The sequence below is a fragment of the Sphingobacterium lactis genome (assembly GCF_011046555.1).
GTDB classification, from domain to species: domain Bacteria; phylum Bacteroidota; class Bacteroidia; order Sphingobacteriales; family Sphingobacteriaceae; genus Sphingobacterium; species Sphingobacterium lactis.
The window spans coordinates 3,363,869-3,388,398 of record NZ_CP049246.1 but is presented as its reverse complement, the minus strand read 5'-3'; the positions used below and the strand labels follow the sequence as shown (position 1 = coordinate 3,388,398).

General features: G+C 45.2%; 25 protein-coding genes. 20 read left to right on the top strand and 5 right to left on the bottom strand.

Annotated features, from left to right (window positions below; translation table 11 throughout):
• Nucleotides 1-71: 71 nt before the first annotated feature.
• The gene (locus G6N79_RS14815; RefSeq protein WP_103905984.1) at nt 72-596 is read right to left on the bottom strand and encodes a DinB family protein; all 525 of its coding nucleotides are present in this window, start codon (nt 594-596) and stop codon (nt 72-74) included.
• A 131-nt stretch (nt 597-727) separates the two neighbouring features.
• On the opposite strand from G6N79_RS14815, the gene G6N79_RS14810 reads away from it, so the two are divergent.
• The 6 genes from G6N79_RS14810 to G6N79_RS14785 all read left to right on the top strand — a co-directional run bounded on the left by G6N79_RS14810 (nt 728) and on the right by G6N79_RS14785 (nt 6,139).
• The gene (locus tag G6N79_RS14810) at nt 728-2,158 is read left to right on the top strand and encodes a bifunctional metallophosphatase/5'-nucleotidase (RefSeq protein ID WP_103905983.1); all 1,431 of its coding nucleotides are present in this window, start codon (nt 728-730) and stop codon (nt 2,156-2,158) included.
• A 156-nt stretch (nt 2,159-2,314) separates the two neighbouring features.
• Nucleotides 2,315-2,647 carry an ArsR/SmtB family transcription factor gene (locus G6N79_RS14805; protein WP_103905982.1) on the top strand — a complete coding sequence of 111 codons (333 nt, stop codon included), beginning with the start codon at nt 2,315-2,317 and terminating at the stop codon, nt 2,645-2,647.
• A 105-nt stretch (nt 2,648-2,752) separates the two neighbouring features.
• Nucleotides 2,753-3,217 carry a DUF6428 family protein gene (locus G6N79_RS14800; RefSeq protein ID WP_103905981.1) on the top strand — a complete coding sequence of 155 codons (465 nt, stop codon included), beginning with the start codon at nt 2,753-2,755 and terminating at the stop codon, nt 3,215-3,217.
• A gap of 18 nt (nt 3,218-3,235) precedes the next feature.
• The gene (locus tag G6N79_RS14795; RefSeq protein ID WP_103905980.1) at nt 3,236-3,850 is read left to right on the top strand and encodes an arsenate-mycothiol transferase ArsC; all 615 of its coding nucleotides are present in this window, start codon (nt 3,236-3,238) and stop codon (nt 3,848-3,850) included.
• A gap of 449 nt (nt 3,851-4,299) precedes the next feature.
• Nucleotides 4,300-5,016 (top strand): superoxide dismutase, encoded by a 717-nt coding sequence (locus tag G6N79_RS14790; protein WP_200818773.1) that lies wholly within the window; start codon nt 4,300-4,302, stop codon nt 5,014-5,016.
• 211 nt (nt 5,017-5,227) lie between these two features.
• The gene (locus G6N79_RS14785; RefSeq protein WP_103905979.1) at nt 5,228-6,139 is read left to right on the top strand and encodes an NADP-dependent oxidoreductase; all 912 of its coding nucleotides are present in this window, start codon (nt 5,228-5,230) and stop codon (nt 6,137-6,139) included.
• 110 nt (nt 6,140-6,249) lie between these two features.
• On the opposite strand, the gene G6N79_RS14780 is transcribed toward G6N79_RS14785, so the two are convergent.
• Nucleotides 6,250-6,792, bottom strand: coding sequence for a hypothetical protein (locus G6N79_RS14780; protein ID WP_103905978.1), 543 nt, complete (start codon nt 6,790-6,792; stop codon nt 6,250-6,252).
• Nucleotides 6,793-6,878: 86 nt separating this feature from the next.
• On the opposite strand from G6N79_RS14780, the gene G6N79_RS14775 reads away from it, so the two are divergent.
• The 3 genes from G6N79_RS14775 (at nt 6,879) to G6N79_RS14765 (ending at nt 9,932) form a co-directional block, all read left to right on the top strand.
• Nucleotides 6,879-7,385, top strand: coding sequence for a hypothetical protein (locus G6N79_RS14775; protein WP_146060603.1), 507 nt, complete (start codon nt 6,879-6,881; stop codon nt 7,383-7,385).
• A gap of 151 nt (nt 7,386-7,536) precedes the next feature.
• The gene (gene ribD / locus G6N79_RS14770; protein ID WP_103905976.1) at nt 7,537-8,589 is read left to right on the top strand and encodes a bifunctional diaminohydroxyphosphoribosylaminopyrimidine deaminase/5-amino-6-(5-phosphoribosylamino)uracil reductase RibD; all 1,053 of its coding nucleotides are present in this window, start codon (nt 7,537-7,539) and stop codon (nt 8,587-8,589) included.
• Between the two features lie 41 nt (nt 8,590-8,630).
• A complete protein-coding gene (locus tag G6N79_RS14765; protein WP_103905975.1) occupies nt 8,631-9,932 on the top strand; it encodes a DUF2851 family protein in 1,302 nt (433 codons plus the stop codon).
• A gap of 67 nt (nt 9,933-9,999) precedes the next feature.
• On the opposite strand, the gene G6N79_RS14760 is transcribed toward G6N79_RS14765, so the two are convergent.
• Entirely contained in the window at nt 10,000-10,656 is a 657-nt protein-coding gene (locus tag G6N79_RS14760; protein WP_103905974.1) for an ankyrin repeat domain-containing protein, read from the bottom strand.
• A 596-nt stretch (nt 10,657-11,252) separates the two neighbouring features.
• Between G6N79_RS14760 and G6N79_RS14755 the strand changes: the two genes are divergently transcribed.
• The 9 genes from G6N79_RS14755 to G6N79_RS14715 all read left to right on the top strand — a co-directional run bounded on the left by G6N79_RS14755 (nt 11,253) and on the right by G6N79_RS14715 (nt 17,954).
• Nucleotides 11,253-11,816 carry a UbiX family flavin prenyltransferase gene (locus G6N79_RS14755; protein WP_103905973.1) on the top strand — a complete coding sequence of 188 codons (564 nt, stop codon included), beginning with the start codon at nt 11,253-11,255 and terminating at the stop codon, nt 11,814-11,816.
• A 210-nt stretch (nt 11,817-12,026) separates the two neighbouring features.
• On the top strand, nt 12,027-13,292 hold the full coding sequence (locus G6N79_RS14750; RefSeq protein ID WP_103905972.1) for a dihydroorotase: 1,266 nt from the start codon (nt 12,027-12,029) through the stop codon (nt 13,290-13,292).
• Between the two features lie 5 nt (nt 13,293-13,297).
• Nucleotides 13,298-13,966 (top strand): hypothetical protein, encoded by a 669-nt coding sequence (locus G6N79_RS14745; protein WP_103905971.1) that lies wholly within the window; start codon nt 13,298-13,300, stop codon nt 13,964-13,966.
• Between the two features lie 2 nt (nt 13,967-13,968).
• Nucleotides 13,969-14,592: a DUF4199 domain-containing protein gene (locus tag G6N79_RS14740; RefSeq protein ID WP_103905970.1), complete on the top strand. Its 624-nt coding sequence runs from the start codon at nt 13,969-13,971 to the stop codon at nt 14,590-14,592.
• A gap of 66 nt (nt 14,593-14,658) precedes the next feature.
• On the top strand, nt 14,659-15,609 hold the full coding sequence (locus tag G6N79_RS14735) for a glycosyltransferase family 2 protein (RefSeq protein WP_103905969.1): 951 nt from the start codon (nt 14,659-14,661) through the stop codon (nt 15,607-15,609).
• Nucleotide 15,610: 1 nt separating this feature from the next.
• Complete coding sequence (locus G6N79_RS14730; protein ID WP_103905968.1) at nt 15,611-16,618, top strand: glycosyltransferase family 2 protein; 1,008 nt, start codon at nt 15,611-15,613, stop codon at nt 16,616-16,618.
• 45 nt (nt 16,619-16,663) lie between these two features.
• Nucleotides 16,664-16,936, top strand: coding sequence for a hypothetical protein (locus G6N79_RS14725; RefSeq protein WP_103905967.1), 273 nt, complete (start codon nt 16,664-16,666; stop codon nt 16,934-16,936).
• The gene (locus tag G6N79_RS14720; protein WP_103905966.1) at nt 16,933-17,697 is read left to right on the top strand and encodes an MBL fold metallo-hydrolase; all 765 of its coding nucleotides are present in this window, start codon (nt 16,933-16,935) and stop codon (nt 17,695-17,697) included. The genes G6N79_RS14725 and G6N79_RS14720 overlap by 4 nt, the downstream gene beginning before the upstream one ends.
• Before the next feature lie 104 nt (nt 17,698-17,801).
• A complete protein-coding gene (locus G6N79_RS14715) occupies nt 17,802-17,954 on the top strand; it encodes a lmo0937 family membrane protein (protein WP_103905965.1) in 153 nt (50 codons plus the stop codon).
• Nucleotides 17,955-17,956: 2 nt separating this feature from the next.
• Here G6N79_RS14715 and ispD read toward each other — a convergent pair whose 3' ends face one another.
• On the bottom strand, nt 17,957-18,655 hold the full coding sequence (gene ispD, locus G6N79_RS14710) for a 2-C-methyl-D-erythritol 4-phosphate cytidylyltransferase (protein WP_103905964.1): 699 nt from the start codon (nt 18,653-18,655) through the stop codon (nt 17,957-17,959).
• 147 nt (nt 18,656-18,802) lie between these two features.
• Complete coding sequence (gene queA / locus G6N79_RS14705) at nt 18,803-19,852, bottom strand: tRNA preQ1(34) S-adenosylmethionine ribosyltransferase-isomerase QueA (RefSeq protein WP_103905963.1); 1,050 nt, start codon at nt 19,850-19,852, stop codon at nt 18,803-18,805.
• A gap of 272 nt (nt 19,853-20,124) precedes the next feature.
• Between queA and G6N79_RS14700 the strand changes: the two genes are divergently transcribed.
• Both G6N79_RS14700 and glgB read left to right on the top strand, forming a co-directional pair.
• Nucleotides 20,125-22,584, top strand: a complete 2,460-nt coding sequence (locus tag G6N79_RS14700; RefSeq protein ID WP_103905962.1) for a glycoside hydrolase family 31 protein — start codon at nt 20,125-20,127, stop codon at nt 22,582-22,584.
• Between the two features lie 35 nt (nt 22,585-22,619).
• Nucleotides 22,620-24,530, top strand: coding sequence for a 1,4-alpha-glucan branching protein GlgB (gene glgB, locus G6N79_RS14695; protein ID WP_103905961.1), 1,911 nt, complete (start codon nt 22,620-22,622; stop codon nt 24,528-24,530).

Sequence of the window (24,530 nt, the reverse complement as noted above, 5' to 3'; positions counted from 1 at the left end):
ATATGATATCATGTATGTCCTGCTCCCGTTGAAGTGGAAGAAATATGATCTAGCTTACTTTTTATGCCTGCTTAATAGTCGATTTTCGGATCGACATCGTAGCTCATGGCAGGGTAATCCAGTATTCGGCGAACCAACGCCATCTGACCGCAGAGGTAATCCTCCCGACCGATGCACATGCCGATGAAATTCAATTTATCTTCCTTGACGAAAGGGATGCCCATGTCGATGGGAAAGGGTTCAGCCAGTGTATCGTCGTTCACGTCCAATAGCGCCTGGTAAACTTTTGGGGAGATATCGTGAAAGTTGGCCAGAAGTTCCTCCAAGGTGGGATAGGTTTTCGAAGTATCCAAAGCCTTGCCCATGTAAAAAAGATCCTGATGTGGGTCCTCGACCGGTAAACCCAGGATGGCTCCCACATTGTAGCGGACATTGACATAATTGCCCGCCATCCAGATGAGGTGGTTGGTCTTATCGGCAATTCGTTTTTGTGCATCCGCTTCGCTGATGCCCGCCAAAACATTCAGAAAAGTTTGCGTGTGCATGCGGTACGCAGGGATGACGATGTCCAGTTGAGTTGATTTTGGATTTTTCATGATTTTCGTGTTTATGTGTCTATCAAAGTTAAGCCATATCGATGCTGGACAACTTGCCATAGGACAAGTTATCACAAATGCTTAATTTTCATTTTTATTGGTAGGGCGTTCTGGTCTACTTATTTTTGTGTATGAACTCCATCTGGCGAGCAATCCTCCTTCTTTTGGCCTTGCTGACGGCGCATGTTGCGCTGCCGCAACAGCCACAGCTCCTTTATTTTACGGATGCCCATCAATTGTATGCCTTGGACGATGTCCCTGGCGGTCGGGGCGGTGTCGCCCGGTTGAAATATATCGTGGACCGGTACCGGCAGGATAACCCCCAGCTGCTGACGATCCATGGTGGGGACTTTGTCGGCGGGGTGCTGTATGGCGGGCTGTCTAAAGGAAAGCACATGGTGCAGGCGCTGAACCGCATACCTGTGGATATCTTCAACTTCGGTCAGCATGAGTTTGATTACGGTGTGGACCATCTCCAGAGCTTAATTACGGCAGCCAAGGGGCAGTTCTTCACCAGCAACCTGATCCAGCCCGATGGCACCCCAATTTTTGGTCTGCCCAAATCATTGGTCAAGGAAATTCAAGGTCAACAGTTCCTGTTCATTGGCCTGACCGATCAAATGAACACCACCAAACAGGACCCGCGAATACAGGCCGAAGATATACATGTAGCCGTGGAATCGTTCTTCCGGCAACAGGCCGATAAGGCTTTCGATCAGGTCATTGTCCTTTCCCAAATGGATCTGCAAAAAAATCGGGAGCTGGTCCGTAGATTTCCGCAGATCACCTTGGTCCTTACCGAGGAACTGCATGAATATGACACACAGATAGACTATGTGGGGCAGGTCCCTATCGTGGCTACCGCCGGTAATATGAGTTCCGTTGCAGCAATTACCTTTTCGGATGCGGGCAGACCAAGCATTGCGATCATTGCCCTGGATAGCACGATAAGGCAGGATCCACAGATGCTGCGGTGGGAAACCGAAGAACGTGCCGCAGTGGATGCGCTGCTCGGGGAAAGACTGGGGCATCTACAGGTAGCCTTGGCTGTTGACCAGGGCCGGACCGGAGAATCGCTCGCTGGTAACCTCATTACGGATGCCATGCAGTCTTTTTACAAAACGGATATTGCGCTGATTGATGGCAATGGCATTCGAAACGCCGTGGATAGTGGAGACTTTACCTTGGAAAAGGCCCGGCAACTTCTCCCATTCGGGAATAAGATTGTCGTGGTGCGGATGGCAGGTAAAGACCTGAAAGCATTTATCAGCAGCCAACTGCTGGCGGCGAAGCCCAAGGTCATGCAGGTCGCGGGCATGCGCTATCAATGGGATAAGCGGAATAATCAGGTTTTATTCCCAACACTTTCGGATGAAGAACAGTATACGGTGGCCATGAACGATTATAATTTTGGCAAGCTGGACGTGCCGGTCGACGTGCTGGTGGGAGCGGAGAGCCCCAGCGCGCTGGAAGATTTCGACGTGCTGAAACGCTATGTACAAAAACACCAGGTGATACGTCCTGTCCTTTCAAAACGCATCACGATCATCGAAAAAGATTAAGCAGGATCCTTTCGAATTTCTTCTTTTATTTTTTCACGGTGCATCATTCCCCAAGAGGTGATGTCCTGGGCGATGGTAAGTGCATATGGAAATTGAAATTAGAAAATATCGTGTTCAAAATTTTAGTTTATGGATTACATATCGTAATATTGCGATGTGGGAATTACGAAAAGTGAGATTTTTACAGATGAACAGAATAAATTAGCCATGCTATTCAAGGGGTTAGCGCATCCAGCGCGTATCGCCATTTTACAGCATATAATTAATCAAAAAGCGTGTATCTGCAATGATTTGGTAGAAGAACTCGGTCTGGCTCAAGCTACGATTTCCCAACATTTAAAAGAATTAAAAAGTATTGGTATTATCCAGGGTACCATTGAAGGTAAAACCGTGTGCTATTGTATTAACGAGGAAATCTGGAAAGGTATGGAAAAGGAATTAATGATTTTCTTTTCCCAAGAGGTTAAAGTACAGGCTTGCTGCAAGTAGGCTTTTTTTTAATTATACGTATCGTAATATTGCTATAATACAATATGTGTACCTATGAAGATTGTAGGGAAGTTTATTCGAATGAAAACAACATAAATAGCTATCATGAAACTATCACAGATTAAGGAAATATTAACAGGATTAGATCATGTTGAATTTCAATTGGAAAATGGGACCATTGTGCCAAAACATTTTCACATAACGGAAGTAGGGATACTAACTAAACATTTTATCGATTGTGGTGGAACGATCAGAAATGAAAAAATCATCAATTTCCAGCTTTGGCATGCGAACGATTTAGACCATCGGTTGGCGCCCAGCAAATTATTGTCCATTATCAAACTTTCTGAGGAAAAATTGGGGATCTTGGATGGGGAAATCGAAGTTGAGTTTCAGCAGGAAACAATTGGGAAATATGATTTAGCGTTTACTGGAACTCATTTTCTCCTGATGAACAAGCAGACCGCCTGTTTAGCAACGGATGCATGTGGTATTCCTGTAGAAAAACAGAAAATAAAAATTGGTGAAAAACCAATAGCCTCATGCGCACCCAATTCAGGATGTTGTTAGGCCATAAATAGATTTGCTATGTATTCTTTACTCAAAGAAACCCTAACCAATCTTCAAAATTTAAACGCCATTCCTGCTGGAAGAAAGGTTGTTTTGCAGGGGTTAATAGATTACATTCAGGAACGGGTAGACAAAAATCAACCGGTTAACCTCAATTTTATCTGTACGCACAACTCGCGCAGAAGTCATTTCGCACAGGTCTGGGCACAGGTTTCTGCATCCTATTATCGTATTGATCATGTTTTCTGTTCCTCTGGAGGAACGGAAGAAACGGCGGTTCATCCGCAGGTACTAGAAACCTTGGTCAGGAGCGGATGTGATGTGCATAAAATCTCCGACGGAAACAATCCAATTTTTGCAATAAAATTTGATGGAAATCTTCCGGCAATTATTGCTTTTTCCAAAGTATTTAATCACGGATTCAATCCACAGTCCCAATTTGGTGCAGTTATGACGTGTTCCCATGCGGATGAAGGATGCCCATTTATCGCCGGAGCGGAGGCAAGATTATCAATCCCTTTTGAAGATCCCAAGATTGCAGATGGAACGAAAGAGCAAAGTGCCGTATATGAAAAGAGAAGTGATGAAATTGCAATGGAGATGATGTATGTTTTTTCTAAGATTAAAAGGTAGCTGAGAAATAGAATGCTGGGAAGGAAATGATAACTGAGGAAGAAAACTGGTTTATCGAATTTTTTAGCTGTTTCTGTAGAGTCCTTTTTAGCTAACCAACTTTATACTTCATAGATAACGGATCGGGCAGGAAGTGTTGTATTAAAATTTACTCGTTAATGCATGTATGAGTATGGCACTTCTGTACAGTCCCAATCCATACACACTGTGCGCTATGATGCTCATTATTCTCGCCTTATTGGGATCTGGCAATTCTGTTTCTGGTGGATCGTTTGAAGGGGTAAGCTGTAGGATGTGAAAAAATCAGGCAAATCCCGAGGGATTTCCGGTTAAATTTCTTTCTTCTGACGTTGCGCTGACGAATTCACATAAAATTAACATAGGAATACATGGCTGAACAACTATCTTTAGGACTGAAATCAATTCACATTAAAACTAAAAACTAAAAAATGGCAAACAGAAGAAATTTCATCAAGAATAGCGTTGGATTGGCAGCTGGTGTTCTATTGGCAAAAAGTGCTGGTGCAGCGGAAGGATTTTTAGGCATGGAGCAAGATGCATTCAAATTTGAGCAACAGCCTCTGGGTTATGCATACAATGCCCTTGAGGGTGCTATCGATGCGCAAACCATGCAGATCCACTATGAAAAACATTATGGCGCCTATGTGAAGAATGCAAACGATGCCTTAACTGAGGAGAAAGTCCAAGTAAAGGACGCCAAGGAAATCTTCGCCAATATGGATAAATACAGTGCAAAGCTTCGCAATAATGGTGGTGGTGCTTTCAACCACGCGATGTTCTGGACGCTTTTGCGTGCGCCGAAGACCGACAACAGACCTACCGGTTCACTTTTGGCAGCAATCAATAAAGATTTTGGAAGCTTTGAAAAATTCAAGGAAGAATTTGCTAAGGCTGCAACTACACAATTTGGATCGGGTTGGGCATGGCTTGTGGTTGCCGATGGCAAACTGAAGGTCGGTGGCACGCCAAATCAGGATAACCCATTGATGAAAGGTGTAAAATTGCAGGGAAGACCTATTTTGGGCCTTGATGTTTGGGAGCATGCCTATTACTTGAAATACCAAAATAAACGCCCGGATTACATTGGTAACTTTTGGTCTATCGTAAATTGGGATCAGGTTCAAAAATATTACGATCAGAAATAAGTATAATATATGAAAGTACTGCTTCCGGAAGGAGGCAGTTTTTTTTGTTATAGTTTGTAGCGGAAGCCTGATTCATCATATAAAGTCAGCGGTCCCACAACCCTGCACCGTCATTCATTCCGGTTACTCCCACGTAACCGCTTACCAAGAGGTAAGTCATGCCTTGTGTTCCATTTGGTATCCCTAAGTTTGTCTTACAAAATCAGAAAACATGGAAAATAGTAAAAACACAAAGATACTTTTAGCGAATGCATACGGACCTGCTGAGGTTCTTGAATTTCAGGATTATGAATTGGGTGAACTGCCGGCAGGCTTTGCACGCATCCGGGTAAAGGCTGCGGGGATCAATCCCATTGATGCCAGACGCATGACCGGGGAGTTTAAACATGCTGCGCTGCCGCAAACATTCGGAACGGAATATAGCGGTGAAATTATTGACGTCGCTGCCAATCCGCAGGGATTCACCGTTGGTGATGCCGTTTTAGGTTCAGGTGGCGCCTTTACCCACGCAACGGTCATCGATGTGCCCATTGCCAACCTGGTTCGCAAACCGGAATCCATCTCTTGGGAGGTTGCCGGAACATTGGCGGGTGTTGCGCAGACGGCAATGACCATCTTGGATGAAATAGGACCTGGAAAATCTCTTTTGATCCATGGGGCGTCAGGCGGGGTAGGATCCATCACGGTGCAGTTGGCGAAGGAGCGCGGAATGGACGTGGTCGGGACAGCCTCTTCCCGGAATCTGGCGTACCTCGAAGGTTTGGGTGCCACAGCCGTAGAATATGGTGAAGGCCTTCAGGGCAGATTACAGGAGGTCCATCCCGAGCCTTTTGATATCGCTGTGGATATGGTGGGGACGGAGGAAGCCATCCAGGCGTCCTTGGCGACGGTGAAATCGGATGGGGTAATTGCGACCATTGCCGGTAAACCGACATCGTCCAATCGGGTTGTGCCGATCTGGGTAAAGAGAAATCCGAAAAACCTTCAGTACGTAGTGGATGGTGTGGCATCCGGGAAGTTCAATTGGGAGGTAGACAGTGTTTTTCCATTTGAAAATGCAGCGGAAGCATACGAGAAAATCCTGAAAGGACATACACGTGGTAAAATAGCTTTGGTTTTTTAAGCTATACGTGAATAAAAAACGACACCATCCAAGTTGAGGAAACCTGGATGGTGTCGTTTTTATAATTTATCAGAATGTATGATCGCCAAGAAAAAATTCGGTATAGTATCTTATTGCGTTTTCTCTGCCAAAACCATCTTCCATTTCTTCAGCTCGGTGGTCATCCACTGGTCTTTGCCTTCAAAAGTATCCAATTCGCCATCTTCCTCAGCCTCCATCAGGCTCTCCAAGATTTCTGGAACATGTTTTAGATGCAGCGTTTTTCCCAAGTGAAGTATTTCGTCCTCCTCCATTTCGTCTTCGAACCATAGAGTAACTTGTTCTAGGAAAACCCCATCCCACGTGTACAATGGGGAATCCATCGGGTCGCTTTCCAAGTAATAATCGATATAGCCCTTGCGCTCAGTATCATAGGCGATTATTAATGAGTTGTCAATTTGCAATAGGGGCACGAATCGATCCGTCTGATAGATCTTCTGTTCTTCAGCACTCAGCGTTAAGATGGATTCCGGTTTGAAATAAGTTTCTTCAAAATATTCGGCTACCTGCGGATCCTTTATGTTTTCGTCATATATTTCCAAGATCACTGGAGGCAGTTGTAACGAGCTGATTAATGCACGTAAATCTTTTTCTTCAATTCTTCCGTTTTCCATAGGTTTATTTTCCTTTCTTCCATAAGATAGGTAATTCTAGGTGATAAATGTTATCTTTAATTGAAATTTAACGCATACTTTAAGAAATGAAGAATTTTGGGCTAACACTCTCCGCCGCTACCATGCTCTTCCTGGCTTGCGGTAATCCAGCGAATGAAAAGAAGGAAAAAATTGATACGATAGACAGTTCCGTGGTTGTTGAAACGCCTTTGGATCAACAGGTTCCATTTGCTGTTGCGAATAATTATTTCATCAAGAATAATGTTTCCGACGATAAGAATGGTGTCCATAAGATCGAAAATCAGGCAGACTTTGATGCAATCTTTGCACCAGCTGCTACGATGGGCGATAATGGAATGCCGACAGCCATTGATTTCTCGAAGGAATATGTCATTGCGATCATTTCCAAGACATCAGATTTGAATCCGCAGATCGACCAGATTACCCTCAAACAGGATGGGACAAATTTGTTGTTGGACTATAAGGAGACGGTTGGTGAGAAGCAAAGCTATTCCATCCGCCCGGCTGCAGTGTTGATCGTTGACAAACAATACCAAGGGGATATTAACGTGCGCAGTCACGAAGCCCTGTAACCTTACGGTAACCCTTCTTTCTGGTTCCGCTGTCCTGAAATGAGGTCCAGGATGCTTGTATTTTTTCTTTCTGTCGCTACCATCGGTCTTTTTAGCATCATAATCTAGTTGTGGCGTGGCAATCTGTGTTGAATTTCCTAATTTTAAGCCCATGAATCAACAGGAGCTTTACATGCAACGCTGTCTGGACCTTGCCGTTCTGGGGGCAGGTACAACAAGTCCGAACCCTATGGTCGGTTCGGTCATTGTCCACGGAGATACGATCATCGGTGAGGGCTATACTTCCCCGTATGGCGGACCGCATGCGGAAGTCAATGCCATTCAGCAGGTCATCGCGCGTTTTGGAGAGGCGGAGGCGGAACGACTTTTTCCGGAGAGCACGATTTACGTCAGCTTGGAACCCTGTGCCCATTTTGGAAAGACACCGCCCTGTGCAGACCTCATTGTCAGCAAAGGTTTCCGAAAAGCCGTTATTGCATGCTTGGATCCTTTTGCAAAAGTCAATGGATTGGGCCTAAAGAAACTACAGGATGCCGGGATAGCTACCGAGGTGGGTGTGCTGGAGGAAGAAGCCAAATGGCTGAATCGCCGTTTTTTCACCAAACTGAAAGAATTTCGTCCATACGTTATCCTGAAGTGGGCAGAAACAACCGATGGTTTTTTTGCGCCTAGTGATGCGCAGCAACGTTGGATCAGCAATGGGGCAAGCAAACAACTGGTTCACAAATGGCGAGCTGAAGAAGATGCCATTTTGGTCGGTGCAGCCACAGCAGCCATCGATGCGCCAAGCCTGACCGTGCGGGAATGGGAAGGGAAGAACCCGATCCGTGTGGTTATCGACAAGGACCTGACCCTCGACTTGGATACCCCACTGTTTGATGCATCGGCAGAAACCATCATTTTCAATGCCATACGCACTGATTGGCAGGGCCACCTGAAATTCATTGCCCTGGAAAATTTCGAGATGTACCTTCCCCAGCAGATCCTGTATCAACTATATCTTATGGATGTTCAATCCCTGATCATTGAGGGAGGGAAGAAGACATTGGACTTGTTCATAAAGGCAGGATTGTGGGATGAAGCACGCATTTTTGTAGGCGATATGGAGTGGGGAGATGGTGTACCCTCTCCGCGTATCACGGGCAAACTGCTCCAGCAAACCGCTGTGGGATCCGATAAACTTCGTATACTGAGTAGAGTTTAAGTTTAATATTGTAATCAATAATTAAATAAATATCTTTAGGCATGCACATTCCTGAAGATATCCTCCATTTTATTTGGCGCTTTCGCCTATTCCAACCTTATCCACTGTACAGTCTTTCCGGCGATCGGATCGAGGTCCTGCACCCCGGTCAATATAACCGGGATGCAGGACCAGATTTTCTGTTCGCGCGCTTGCGGATTGGTGGCCGGGAGTGGCATGGGCATATCGAGATTCATGTTCTTTCCTCGGGATGGAAGTTGCACGGCCACCATCAGGATGTTGCTTACAATGCCGTGATATTGCATGTGGTGTGGGAGGGGAATACGCCGTGCTTTCTTGCCGACGGCACACTGCTGCCCTGTTTGCAGCTTCGGGATTTCATCCCCGCAGACCTTTTGGAACGTGCGGAAAGACTCCTTGGCAATCTACATTGGTTGCCTTGCCATTATGCCTTGGAGGAAGTACCGATTTTCCAGAAATTGCAGGTGCTGCAGCGGATGGGCGTTGCTCGATTAGAGGAACGGTATACCGGTGTGATGGACCTGTTGGCAAAGTTCAAGGGAGATTGGGAGCGGGTCAGTTTCTGTCTACTGTCGGCGGCCTTCGGCATGAAAGTCAATAAGGATGCCTTTATAGATTATAGCGATATCCTATCCCTACGTTTGTTGAAAAAACTGAAGGGGAGGGCGCTCGCCATCCAGGCCCTGTTCTTCGGGCAGGCGGGTTTCCTGACTGGACAACGCGCACCAGATCAGTATATGGAGACTTTGCAAGTCGAATACCGATACCTCAAACATGCCCATCAGCTTCAGGAATTGTCGCCCCATCAATGGAAATTCCTGCGCATGCGGCCCTTTAACTTTCCGACCTTCAAATTGGCACAACTTGCGGCCATGTATACAGCCTATCCATCCTGGTTTTCCAACATCGTGCATGCCCAAAATCTTACGGAATTGCATAACCTGTGTCAGGAAATAAAGGTGCCTGATTACTGGGAGCGACACTTCCATTTCGAACAGGAAACACAGCAGCATTCGACGGCCATATCCTTGCCCTTCTTTCATTTGTTGGCCATCAATGCCTTTGTACAGCTCTTGTTTGGCTATGGTAAGCATATCGATAATGCGGAAATGATGGATCGGGCGATAAGCTGGTTGGAGAATTTGAAAAAGGAAGATAATTCGATTGTTCGGCGGTATCAGGAATATGGACTTGAGTCTAGCAATGCACTCGAGAGCCAAGCGCTCCTGCATCTCCGCAATCGCTATTGCAATACAAGGCGCTGCTTGTCGTGTGGGATCGCTCTTGAAGTCATCAGGGGTGATCTATGTGGAAAGGTATAGCCTATGAATTGTTTGCCACATGTGGGCTGGAACCTGATCCAATTGCTCTGTACACGGGAATGGAGTCTTACTGCTCTACACGCAGAATCTCGGCGATTTCCTTAAAACCACGGTCTGCAGCCAAATCGGAAGCAGTTTGACCCTGATCTGTTTGTATGGCGATATTGGCGCCGTTTTCCAGCAGGATAATGATCATATCGATATTGCCATATTGCGCGGCGATATGCAAGGGTGTAATGCGTGAGGATTGCACGACATTGACTTCAGCGCCGGCTTCGATCAGCATCTTGGCGATGGTATCCTGTTGGTTGCCCAGGGCAGCGTGCAAAGGAAAAACCTGGAAGCCGTTTTGAGATGAAGAATTGGGATTGGCGTGATTGCGCAGCAGAATGCGGACGATGTCCTCTTTGCCGAAGTGTGCCGCAATGCCCAATGGGTAAAATCCGTGGCTGGAAAGTTCATTGATTACTTCAGGTTTCTGCTCCACCATAAATTGCACCTGTTGCGTCAAACCCGCTGCGCATGCTTCATGGATCGTGATGTTCTTCAAATATTTCAACATTACCTGAATGATCTGCGGCTTATGGTAATAGCAGGCTAACAATAAAGGAGAAATATCATGGCTGGTATTTTCGCGAAGTAATTCCGGATTTTGATTCAAAAGGAGGTCCAGGTCTTGGTGATTGCCGGTTTCAATATATTCTTCCAGTACGGTTAAACTCATAATTCATCTTTTGTGTTACGAAATAAATAAAAAAAAGTTAATTAAAGGTTGCCTTCTGGATAAAATTATTCAAAATTTGAGGTCGAATCTCAACGAGAATAAAAATAATCTATAGAAATATTTTTGAACGTTAACGAACACTATTTAATTTTTGTAGCTGTATGTCTACAAATAGATATTTGTTACTACATGCTGTTTAACAATTCGGATGATTTTTTTACTTTTGTAATGCCCTCCCCAAGGGCATGTTTTTCATAGGTAGATGTAGGGTCGAATTTCAATAATTCGACCCTTTTTTGTTTCAAAAACTATGCCGAGGCCTGTCGTTAAAGCCGTTTTACCTAAAATACCACCAAAGTGATCCGTAATTTTTTTGCTTCATCCCCTTACACCTCTTGTTTTTCAGGGAAATACGGTTAAAATTATGCGTAAGGGTTAATTTCGGAAATGTAGTGTTTTGCCGTCAATTTTAAGTAGTTATGTCAATTTTTCAGCGGTATTTTCTGGATAGTGCATTATGGGGGTGATTTTGTGGAATTGCAGTCATTAATGTGCGGGAATTGGGAGGAATCCCGTAGGATTGTTAGTTTTGTGCTATGGGAAAGAAAAAAGTTATTGTTGCCATTACAGGTGCTTCGGGATCCATTTACGCAAAGGTGTTGCTGGATAAATTGCAGGCCTTATCCGATCAGATCGAAGCTGTCGGCTTGGTGATGTCCGATAATGCGAAGGATGTCTGGAAGTTTGAATTGGATAACGATGGCTTCAACTCGTACGATTTCCCAACCTATCAGAAGAATGACTTTATGGCGCCCTTTGCCTCGGGTTCTGCAAAATACGATACCATGTTCGTGGTTCCCTGTTCCATGGGCACAATGGCGCGTATTGCACATGGCATTTCTTCCGACCTGACTACCCGGGCTGCAGACGTTATCCTGAAGGAGCGTCGAAAATTGATTCTGATCACGCGCGAGACCCCATTGAGTGCGATCCACATCCAGAACATGCAGTTGATCACCCAAGCTGGCGGGATTATCTGCCCGGCTTCTCCATCCTTTTACAGCCGACCGCAAAGCTTTGAGGAGCTAGCCGCAACGGTCATCGATCGGGCACTCGATATTGCCGGGTTCGATCTGGATACCTTCCGTTGGGGGAAATAGCTTTTTTGGGTTTTTTATCACGGTATTCCGCCGAATTTTGTACTTTTGTTTTTTAATGAAACAGCTGTTAATATCTTCGAATCTCGAGTATTCGTATGCGGAGAAGGTTTTTGAAAATGCTCATTGGAAAAGAACCTTTCGATCTATAGCTTTGTTTCCCGACTTAAACAACAAGCAATCAGTACAATTTATTGGTAATCAAATTCATTCATGGCAACATTAATAATTCAATCTGCGACATTGGTTTCAGCAGGGCACCCCTTGCATCTGTCCACGGTAGACGTTCTGGTGAAGGGCGGAAAGATCGAGAAGATCGGTAAATCCATTAAAAATGAAGACAAGAAGGCACAGGTGATTGATGGGGCGGGAGCATTCCTTTCCGCGGGATTCTTCGATTTGAACGTGAATTTTGGTGAACCGGGCTACGAGACCAAGGAGGATATACAGACAGGTACCGCTGCTGCGGCAGCCGGGGGCTTTACGGGTGTTGCCGTGCATCCAAATACCAATCCACCGCTGCACAGCCGTTCCGAAATTTCCCTGATCGTCAACTCTGCCAAAGGAAACCTGGTGGATGTATTGCCGGTTGGAACAGTTAGCAAGAAGCGCGAAGGCAATGAATTGGCCGAACTGTACGATATGAAAATTACGGGTGCTGTGGCTTTCAGTGATGGAACCCACAGTATTCAGCAAGCAGGATTGATGGGCCGTGCACTTTTATACGGAAAAGGTTTTGGCGGCTTGATCATGACCTTTCCTGAGGATGATTCCATCGCCGGCGGAAATAAAATGAACGAAGGAGAGGTGAGTACCTACCTCGGAATGAAAGGGATCCCGAATCTTGCGGAATCGGTTATGATTTCGAGGGATCTGTTCCTAGCCGAATACAACGATGCACCGATCCATTTCAGCACCATCTCAACTGAAGAGGGTGTGGATCTGATCAAGAAGGCGAAAGCGAAGGGAATTCAGGTGACCTGTGACGTTGCTGCACATAACTTGGTTTTTACCGATGAGGACGTGAAGAGCTTTGACAGTAATTTCAAGGTAAGTCCGCCATTACGGACCAAGAAAGACCTGAAAGCCTTGTTGAAGGGGCTTAAGGATGGTGTAATTGACGCTGTTGTGTCTCAACATACGCCTCAGGAGATTGAGTTTAAGGATGTGGAGTTTCAGATCGCGAAAAATGGTATCATCGCGAGCCAGACGGTATTGCCGCTTTTGGTTAAGGCGGGATTTACCCCTGAGCAGATTGTGGAGAAGTTGGCCGTAGGTCCGCGCCGCGTGCTAGGGTTACCATTACCGGAAATAAAAGAAGGGTTGGAAGCAAATTTAGTGTTGTTTAACCCGTCCAAAAAATGGATATTTGATGATAGAACAAATCAATCCAAGTCAGCGAACAGTCCACTCTATGGACAGGAACTGACCGGACAGGTTCTAGCAGTAATCAATAACAATAAAGTTCATATTAACTAATCGCTATGGATATCAAAGTAAAGCAAGCATTGACAGCGGCAGTAAATAGCTACGCTGAAGCGGAAGGGATAGATGGAAAAGCTGTTCTTCAAGGATTGGAAACAGCATTTGAATTGGAAGCCCCGTTTATGGAAAAGGTATCCGCAATGGATAGCGTATTCGATGATAATATGCGTTTCGACGAGCTTCGTGAGTATAGTTTTGATCTGTTGATGATCAATTTCTTTGCGGAGGACGTACAGAAACTGGAGGAAGATTACTTGGAATCTGCAGAATGGGAAGCCATTGAGGAAGAAACCATCGATCGCGGTTCCGAGTTGTTGAATATCCTACTGTACCTGAAGGAATGTGCGGATGATGAGATCGAACCTAGCTTGGACGATTTCCTGAAGGAGTTCCTATTGGTGGAGGAAGATGAATTCCAGGATGAATATAACATTTACGAAAAGGTAATTGCGAACCAGATCCTTGTGGAAAGTGACTATTCGGAAATTGCCAAGGTGAGCCAAAGCCTGGAGGATGATGAGGAATTAGCGGAGCTATTCTATCCGTTGGTGTCGTTCTTCAGTGAACAAAAACCAGATGGGGGCCAGTTGGCGGAATATGCGGAGCATGCACCGAACAAATCCCTGGATGTCGCGCTGTTACAACTAATTACTAATTTTAACATATAATTATGGATGCAATCAATCCCACTACTCCCGATGTAAAGAAAAAAGCCATTATCAATGGTGTTATCTTAGGCATTATTTCGCTGGTTCTATCAATTATTTCGCTGTATATCCTGAAATCGGCAACTTCATTGATGACTTCAAGTGTCATCAATTTCTTTGTCAATTACATTATATTCCTGGCCGTAGCCATTCTGTTCACCATCCAATTGCGTAAAGCAATCGGTGGCTATTGGAGTTTCTCCACAGCTCTGAAAAATATCTTCATCATGTTGGCGATAGCAGCGGTGATCGGTACGGTAGGGATCGGGATCTTCAATATGGTGAATCCGAACGTGCAGATCGAAGCAATCGAGAACACGCAAAACCTGACCATTGAAATGATGGAAGCCAACAATATGGCCGACGATCAGATCGACACCATGTTGGAAAACTTGGATCAGCAAAAGGAATCCTTGGCCAACATGTCCATCGGACAGAACCTGAAAGGATTGGCGATCTCTTTGGTACTATACTTTGTCTTGGCCTTGATATTAGCGGCCATCTTCAAAAAAGAGAAGCCATTGTTCCGTACGCCAGCAGCACCTTCCGATGAAGCGCATCCTTGGCAGAATAACAACAACGTTTAATTAAACCCTAAAAGTTTATATGCTAAAGGTATCATTGAAAAATGATACCTTTGTTCTTTCACACATATGGACATTTCAGTAGTAATACCTTTATATAATGAAGAGGAGTCGCTTCCTGAATTAGCGGCTTGGATCAAACGTGTCATGGATGCCAACAATTTCAGTTATGAAATTATCATGGTGGACGATGGGAGCAAGGATCGCTCTTGGGAAGTTGTTCAGGCGCTGAAGCGTGAGAACGAACATGTCTCGGGCGTACGGTTCCGCAGGAACTATGGAAAATCGGCCGCCCTGAATGTCGGTTTTGCTGCCGCTCAGGGTGATGTGGTCATTACCATGGATGCCGACCTACAGGATAGCCCGGATGAGATCCCCGAGCTCTACGATCGTATCAAAAACCAAGGTGCCGACCTGGTATCCGGATGGAAGAAAAAACGCTACGATCCATTGACCAAGACCATTCCGACCAAACTTTTCAATTCCGCAACACGCAGCATGTCGGGAATCGATAACCTGCACGACTTCAACTGTGGCTTGAAAGCCTATAAGAAAGACGTCGTAAAGAGTATCGAAGTGTACGGTGAAATGCACCGCTATATCCCGGTTCTTGCCAAGTGGGCTGGATTCAATAATATTCAGGAGCAGGTTGTACAGCATTATCCGCGGAAATACGGGACAACGAAATTTGGCCCTGGCCGCTTTGTCAAAGGTTTCCTGGATTTGATGTCCATCTTTTTCGTGGGTAAATTCGCTAAGCGTCCGATGCACTTTTTCGGTCCGTTGGGAGTAATCAGCTTCTTGTTGGGGATCTTTATCACCATCTGGTTGATCTGCGAGAAATTGATGAGCATCGCCAATGGTACGGAGTACCGAAATGTAACTGACCAACCGTTGTTCTACCTTTCCCTGGTAGCCATCTTGATCGGTTCGCAGTTGTTCTTAACAGGATTTGTTGCCGAATTGGTTTCCAGAAACGGTTCGGACCGTAATAAATACCATATTGACCAGGTCATCTAGTATGTTCTTCTCGATCATCGTTCCATTATACAACCGTCCTGTCGAAATCAAGGAAATGCTGAATTCCCTGCTCGACCAGCGCTATCCGCATTTTGAGGTGATCGTGGTGGAGGATGGTTCGACGAAAAAGGCGGATCAGATTGTCGAGAAATTCAAGGATCGATTGGATGTTTCCTACTTTTTCAAAGAGAATGAAGGCCAAGGCTTTGCGCGAAACTATGGTTTTGAACGCGCCAAGGGTGATTTCTTTATCGTTTTCGATTCGGATATCATCGTGCCTGCAGATTACTTCGATCAGGTTTTAGCGGGTTTGGAGCGTGATGGTCTGGATGCCTTTGGCGGCCCGGATGCGGCGCATCCTTCTTTTACGGCCATTCAGAAGGCCATCAGCTACAGCATGACCAGCCCCTTCACGACCGGAGGGATCCGAGGAAACAAAAAGCACGTGGGCCAATTCCATCCGCGTAGTTTCAACCTGGGAATTTCCAGGGCGGTGTGGGAAAAAACCGGCGGCTTCAAGCTCTCCAGACGTTCCGAGGATATTGAGTTCAGTATCCGGATGATCAATGCGGGTTTTAAGGTCGGCCTGATTCCGGAAGCTTATGTCTACCATAAACGCAGGACAAGTTTTCAGCAATTCTATAAACAGACCCATAACTTTGGAAAGGGCAGGATCGATATCTATTGCCTATATCCGAAGGAACTGAAGCCGGTCCATGCGTTGCCAGCGGTTTTCGTCGTGGGATTGAGCGTCTTATTGATGATCAATGTCATCAATCTACTGACCATGGATGCCATTTATTTTCTGCATATCCTGGGCTTGCTGGGTAATACTTTCCTGATCCTCTATACGGTGCTCTTGTTCCTGCATGCGCTGGTGACCACCAAGAGCTTAAAGGTCGCCCTACTGTCCGTAGTGGCCGCTTTTACCCAATTGATTGCCTACGGTTCGGGCTTCTTGAGCCAATATGCACATAAGTTCATCACGAACAAAAAGGTGGGTGAATAATTGCATTATTCGGTAGCCTTTCTTAAATTGTGAGCGTAGAAAAACATGATTCCATTAACACAAAGTAGTTTAGATAAATTAGAGTCGCTATTTAACGATCTTGGTTATAAATTGCGACTGGAGAAGGGGTCTTTTCGTACTGGAGCCTGTATGTTGCAGAATGCAAAGGTCGTTGTGATCAACAAATTCTCCACCGTTGATATGAAGGTGTTGTCCCTTTTGCAGATCCTGCAGACCATTGAGGTGGATGATAACCTTATTCAGGATAAATTAAAGACGTTTTACCAGAATATTAAGAAAATAAAGAGCACGGTTTGAGAGTAACATTTTTAGGTACAGGGACGTCGCAGGGAGTTCCCGTTATTGCTTGCCAGTGTGCGGTGTGTCAATCTACTGACAAACGGGACAAGCGCTTGCGTTCTTCCATCCTGATCGATTACAACGATCGCAGTATCGTTGTGGACACAGGGCCGGACTTCCGCTACCAAATGTTACGTCAAGATGTACGCCGACTAGATGCGGTGCTCATGACCCATTCCCATAAAGACCACATCGCCGGATTGGATGATGTCCGTGCGTTCAACTATCAGCAACAGCAGTCGATACCCATCTATTCCAATAAGGCAACCCACGATGCACTTCGGAACGAGTTCTATTATGCATTCTCGGATTTCAAATATCCCGGGGTTCCGCAATTGGAACTGGAGGAGATATTTGCTGGGCAGGCTTTCGAATTATACGGCAAGGATATCATGCCCGTTGAGGTCATGCACTACAAAATGCCCGTCTTGGGTTTCCGGATAGACAACTTTGCTTACATCACCGATGCAAAAACAATTTCTGAAGAAAGTTTCCGCTTGTTGGAAGGAGTGGAGATCCTTGTCCTGAATGCACTGCAACGCGAACCGCATATCTCGCACCTTACTTTGGAGGAAGCCATCGATGTTTCCAATAAAATTGGTCCCCAAAAAACGTATCTAACCCATATCAGTCACCGGTTTGGACGTCATGAAGAGATCCAAGCTACGCTTCCAGAGCGATTTTATATCGCTCACGATCAGTTAATTATTGATTTTTGATAAAAAAAACTGTCTGTTCAAAACAATTTGTTCTTTTAAGATGTTTACTCTATGAAAAAACAATTCACAGGTTAAACTATTTATAAAAAACAAATTTTGAAGCTATGGGAAATCTTTTGTATTTAATCGCAGTTATTCTAGTAATTATTTGGGCTATTAGTTTCTTCGGAGGCTACGCAACAGGTGGTATTATCCACATCTTGCTTGTTATCGCCATCATTGTAATTCTTTTACGTGTTATACGAGGAAACGCCTAATTTTAGGTACTAGATTTATTTAATAGGAGATGAGCAATGGCTAAATCTTCGGCAAAGGTGATCTTCAGGTTCTGTTGCTCGCCGGGATGAAGGTAGATGCTGTTGCTCATTTGTTCTATTACTGAAGCGTCATCGGTAAATAGCGGGGATTCTTCCTGTTCATATGCTTTGATGATCAGCTTCCCAATGAATACCTGAGGCGTCTGGACCAACCAGACCTGTTGCCTATCTACGGCAGCATTCGACTCTTGTGTGCCAACGCGAACAGAGTTGCTGCTTTGTACCGCCGGAATAACCGCCTGTCTTCCTTCCGAACATTGTTCATAGAGTTCATCGATCAGCTTACTGCTCAACAGTGGTCTTGCCGCATCGTGTACGGCTATTTTCCCAATTTTTTCCTGTCTAAAATTTTCCTGAATGTACTCAATGCCATTTTTGACACTCTGAAACCGGCTGGATCCGCCCACACAGAAATGTGGCGTATTTTGGTACTGATGGGCTTGACAACTTTCTTCCCAGAAGGATTGCATGCCTTCAGAAAGGACTAATATGATGGTTGGATTGGTGGAAGAAGCGCGGAATTTGTCCATGGTATGCATCAGGATTGGTTTCCCATCCAAAGGGATGAATTGCTTCGGAAGTTTACCGTTCATGCGAGTACCTGTGCCTGCTGCGACGATGATGACAAAATTGTTGGACATAGTGGACCTAATTTAAGCGCTGAGCTTCAAAATAACTGAAAATTATACGGAGGAACAAATACGGAAAGCTCCTGGGCTCGAATTATTAAAAAAAAATAACCCGTCCTTGAAGTAGGACGGGTCGATATTTTTTGCTGTTCGGAAGAATTAGATGATTAACATCGCATCTCCGTAGCTGTAGAAGCGGTATTTTTCCTTAACGGCAACTTCGTATGCATTCATCACATTTTCATATCCTGCAAATGCAGCGATCATAACCAACAGCGTAGACTGTGGTGTATGGAAGTTGGTGATCATGGAATTCGCGATACTGAAATCATAAGGCGGATAGATGAATTTGCTGGTCCAATCGTTCGCCGCTTTCAGATGGTGGTCTGCGGATACGGAAGACTCGATAGCACGCATGGAAGTCGTACCGACAGCACAGATCTTGCGCTTGTCGTCAATACCCTTGTTTACGAGACGAGCCGCCTCTTCGGAGATGATAAATTGCTCCGAATCCATCTTATGTTTTGTTAAGTCTTCGACCTCAACTTGGCGGAAAGTTCCCAGACCGACGTGCAAGGTAACCTCAGCAAATTCAACACCTTTCAATTCCAGGCGTTTCATCAATTCACGTGAGAAGTGAAGCCCTGCTGTAGGAGCAGCAACCGCACCTTCATTCTTTGCATAAATCGTTTGGTATCTGAATTTATCCTCTGGTGTCGCTTTACGCTTGATGTATTTTGGAAGTGGTGTCTCACCCAAGATCTCTATGTTCTTGCGGAATTCCTCATCCGTACCGTCGAATAGGAAACGGATGGTACGGCCACGGGATGTGGTGTTATCCACAACCTCAGCTACCAATAGATCGTCATCACCAAAATATAATTTATTACCTACGCGGATCTTACGTGCCGGATCAACCAACACATCCCATAGGCGCAATTCTTTGTTCAGTTCTCTTAACAAAAACACTTCGATCGTTGCACCGGTTTTTTCCTTGTTTCCGTACATACGGGCAGGAAATACCTTGGTGTTATTCAGAATCATCACATCCTTATCGTCGAAATAATTCAGAACATCTTTGAAAATCTTGTGTTCGATTTTTCCGCTATCACGGTGTAAAACCATTAAACGAGATTCATCTCTTTGTTCTGAAGGCTCAGATGCTAGTAATGACTCAGGAAGATTGAAGTTGAATTGTGATAATTTCATGCTATTCTACTGCTGTTTTTTTATGCCCTCTAGCCTTACTGGGGCTAGATTTTAAAAAGACTTACAAAAGTAAGCATTTTTAAACAATTACAGGTTATGTTTCTGGTAATACAACATACCTGTGATAAAGTTTTGCCCAAATGCGCAAAACAGAAGTCTCCATGCACCACATCAGTTAACGAATTTTAGAATTAACATTGGATTCTATAAAATATATTGTAATTTAAAATGACAATTTACACTGTCTATATTAAAACCTTGAAACGAGATTTATGGCTGATACAACCAGAAAAGAAGACTTCGCAAAAGACCTATTACCCAATCCCGAAGCGATAGAGGATGGCATGCACCACGTCAATAACCCCGTCCTCGATTTACCGAGGATCGAAAAACAATATTTAGCAGATGTAAAAGGCTATTCTCAAGAAGGGAATGCCTTTTATTTTACCGATGGACGCTCAAAAGTAGAGGTTAAAGTATTCTCCGAAGAGATCATACGTGTCCGCTTGGCTCCTGAAGGATCTTTTCTGGCGGACTTTTCCTATGCAACAAGCTTTAAGGAAGATCAATTCGTCAGTTTTGATCTCCTGGAAAACGATACTTACTACCAGGTACGGACCAATTCCGTGTCCTGTAATATCAGGAAGGATAATTTCTTTATCTCCTTCTCCGATGAAGAGAACGCCATTGTAAACACCGATTTTGCAGCCATGCACTGGGAAGAAAATCCCGATTATGGTGGCTACTATGTCTACTGTACCAAGGAAGCAAAAGCCGATGAGGCCTTTTACGGATTGGGCGATAAGGCAACGAACCTGAACTTGCGCGGAAAGCGGGTAAAGAATTGGAATTCAGATACCTATTCTTATGCGTTCAACCAAGATCCGCTGTACAAAACTGTTCCTTTCTATATCGGCGTTACGGAGAATAAGGCCTATGGGATTTTCTTCGACAATACGTTCAAGACTTTCTTTGATTTTGCCGGTGAACACCAGAACCAGACCAGTTTCTGGTCGGAGGGAGGAGAACTACAATACTATTATATCCACGGTCCCAAAATGATGGATGTCATCAAGCGCTATCACAAGCTGACCGGTACACATTATATGCCGGCGATGTGGGCCTTGGGTTACCACCAGTGTCGCTGGAGTTACTACCCGGAAAATAAAGTCCGCGAAGTGGCTTATGAATTCCGTAAGCGGGAGATCCCATGTGATGCCATTTACCTGGATATCGACTACATGGATGGATATCGATGCTTCACCTGGAACAAGCGCTATTTCCCGGATCCGAAGAAGATGATCGCTGACCTTAATGCAAACGGCTTTAAGACGGTGGTCATGATCGACCCGGGCATTAAGGTTGACGATAGCTACTGGGTATTTAAGCAAGGTAAAGAGAACAATTACTTCTGTAGACGGGGGGATGATTATTTCATGGAGGGATTCGTATGGCCAGGGCGCTGTCAGTTTCCGGATTTTACCAATCCCGAAGTCCGTACTTGGTGGGGTACCCTGTACAAAGGTCTGGTTGAAGATGGAGTCGCTGGGTTCTGGAATGATATGAACGAGCCTGCGGTCTTTGGTAGAGGTACCTTTCCCGATGATGTACGCCATCAGTTCGAAGGGCATCGCGGATCGCATAGGAAGGCCCATAATATCTATGGGATGCAGATGGTCCGTGCTACTTATGATGGCTTGAAAAAATTATACAAAAATAAGCGACCTTTTACGATTACACGGGCGGCCTATGCCGGCACGCAGCGCTATTCCTCGGTTTGGACTGGGGATAATATCGCGACATGGGAGCACCTGCGTATCGGGACGTTGCAACTGCAACGCTTGTCGGTTTCAGGGTTGTCGTTCTGCGGAACGGATATCGGCGGATTTACAGGGGAACCGGATGGCGAGCTGTATACCAGATGGATGCAGTTCGGTGTGTTCTCGCCGTTTATGCGCGTCCATTCGGCCGGCGATACAAGAGATCGGGAGCCATGGAGTTTTGGACCGGAATGGGAAGCAATCTGTAAGAAATTCATTGAGTTGCGGTATAAGCTTTTGCCTTACATCTACAGCACCTATTGGCTGCAGCATAAGTATGGCGAACCGATACTCAGACCTGTTGCCATGATGGAACAGCATATTCAGAAGAATTTGCAAAGGGAAGAGGAATTTGCCTTTGGACCGAATATCCTGGTGTCACCGGTTCTACACCCTGGCCAACAGAACAAGATTGTCTACCTACCTGAAGGTACGTGGTACTATTACTTTGATGACACGGTCTATCCGGGTGGAAGTGAAATTACCATCGATACTCCGTTGGATGAGATGCCATTCTTCATCCGTGGCGGATCCATTATTCCTGAATATCCAGTTATGCAATTTACTGGTGAACAGAAAGTTGAAGTATTGAAACTGAACCTATACTATGCGGAAGGTCAGACGGAATCCAACCTCTATTCGGATCATGGCGAAACCTTCGCCTATGAGCAGGGGGTATATGTCGAGAAGCATTTTATCGTCAATGGAGAAGCGCAACAGGTCAGCATCATTCAGGGGGAAGAAGGCATGTATTCGCCATATTATACGGATTATAACCTTTACCTACATGGATTCCCATTTGTGCCGAAGCAAGTAGTCGTTGATGGCGCCAAAGTCGCCTTACAACAAGATGAGGAAGGTAAAACCTTCGTTAAAGTCGTACAAGATTTCAGAAAAATAAATATTCAATAGTCACAATATTCAATTGTATCAAAGAAACAACATATATGCCTAATCCTGTGGAAGTACATAGTTTACTGTCTGAATTCGATGTGAACCTCTTTAAAGCTGGTCGACATTATAAGCTTTATGAAAAATTCGGTTCGCGCGAGCTGATGGTAAATGGGGTAAAGGGAGTTTATTTTGCGGTTTGGGCACCAAATGCACAGACTGTCTCCGTAATTGGGAATTTCAATGGATGGAATCCACATTCGCATTTGTTGAATGGCCGGTGGGACAGTAGTGGGATTTGGGAAGGTTTCATTCCAGGTCTTGCCAATGGAGAGGTATATAAATATCATATCCACGCCAATACGGGTGAGCGTTTGGAAAAGGCGGATCCCTTTGCGCTGCATGCGGAGATTCCTCCGCGGTCAGCGTCCATTGTGGCGACCACCTATTACGATTGGATCGACTCGGAATGGATGTTCAACCGCCGGGAGCACAATGCCCTGGATCGGCCGATGTCCGTTTATGAAATGCACTTAGGATCCTGGATGCGGGATCCGAAAGAACCGGAACGCTTTCTTTCCTATAGGGAGATTGCGGATCGGTTGGTTCCTTATATGCAAGAGATGGGATATACCCATGTCGAGTTTATGCCCGTTATGGAGCACCCGTATTACCCAAGCTGGGGATACCAAATTACGGGGTATTTTGCAGCATCTTCACGCTATGGCGGTCCACAGGACCTGATGTACCTGATAGAATCGCTGCACCAATCCAACATTGGCGTTATCCTCGATTGGGTGCCTTCGCATTTTCCTGGCGATGCACAGGGGTTATATAATTTTGACGGAACGCACCTCTATGAACATGCCGATCCGCGAAAGGGATTCCATCCCGATTGGCAATCCTATATTTTCAACTATGGACGTAGTGAGGTGAAATCCTTCCTGATCAGTAATGCCTTTTTTTGGCTGGATAGGTACCATGTGGATGGACTTCGTGTGGACGCGGTGGCTTCCATGCTGTATCTGGACTACTCCCGGAAAATGGGCGAATGGGAACCAAATGAACTCGGTGGTAATGAAAACCTGGAAGCTGTGGCTTTCCTGAAGGAATTCAACGAAGCCATATCGAAATATTTTCCGCAGGTGCAGACCATCGCGGAGGAATCTACTTCTTGGACAGGTGTCAGCCGTGCAACATTTCATGGTGGCCTGGGCTTCGGTATGAAATGGATGATGGGTTGGATGCACGATACGCTGTCCTATTTTAAAGAAGACCCCATCAATCGGTCGTACCATCAGGATAAGCTCACCTTTGCCACAGTCTACGGCTTTACCGAGAATTTTATGCTGCCTCTATCACACGATGAAGTGGTGTATGGAAAGCAATCGCTGGTCTATAAAATGCCGGGCGATGAGTGGCAGAAGTTCGCGAACCTACGTGCGCTCTATCTTTTCATGTACACTTTCTTGGGGACTAAATTGTTATTCATGGGCGGGGAGTTCGGCCAGACTTCAGAATGGAATGTGAACCAATCCTTGGACTGGCACCTGTTGCAATTCAAACCGCATGCGGGCATGAAGAAATTTGTCGCTAAATTGAATGCTGTGTATTGCAGCCATCCGGCGCTCTACGAAAAGGCATTCAGTCCGGAAGGTTTCTTCTGGATCGAGCATGAAGATCGGGCAAATTCCGTTTTTGTCTACTGCAGACGGGGCCACGATCTGGAAAATGATATCGTTGTGATCTTAAACCTGACACCGGTTGTCCGAAAAGGATTCCGTGTCGGTGTTCCGCATCTGGGGAAATGGAAAATGGTCCTCAATTCCGACGATATGATCTATAATGGATCGGGGGTCGGGGTGAAAAAAGAAATCACCGCGGAAAAGATCTTCTGGATGAACCAAGAGCAATCCATCAGCTTGGATTTGCCACCATTAAGTGGAATTATATTAAAAAGAGGTTAA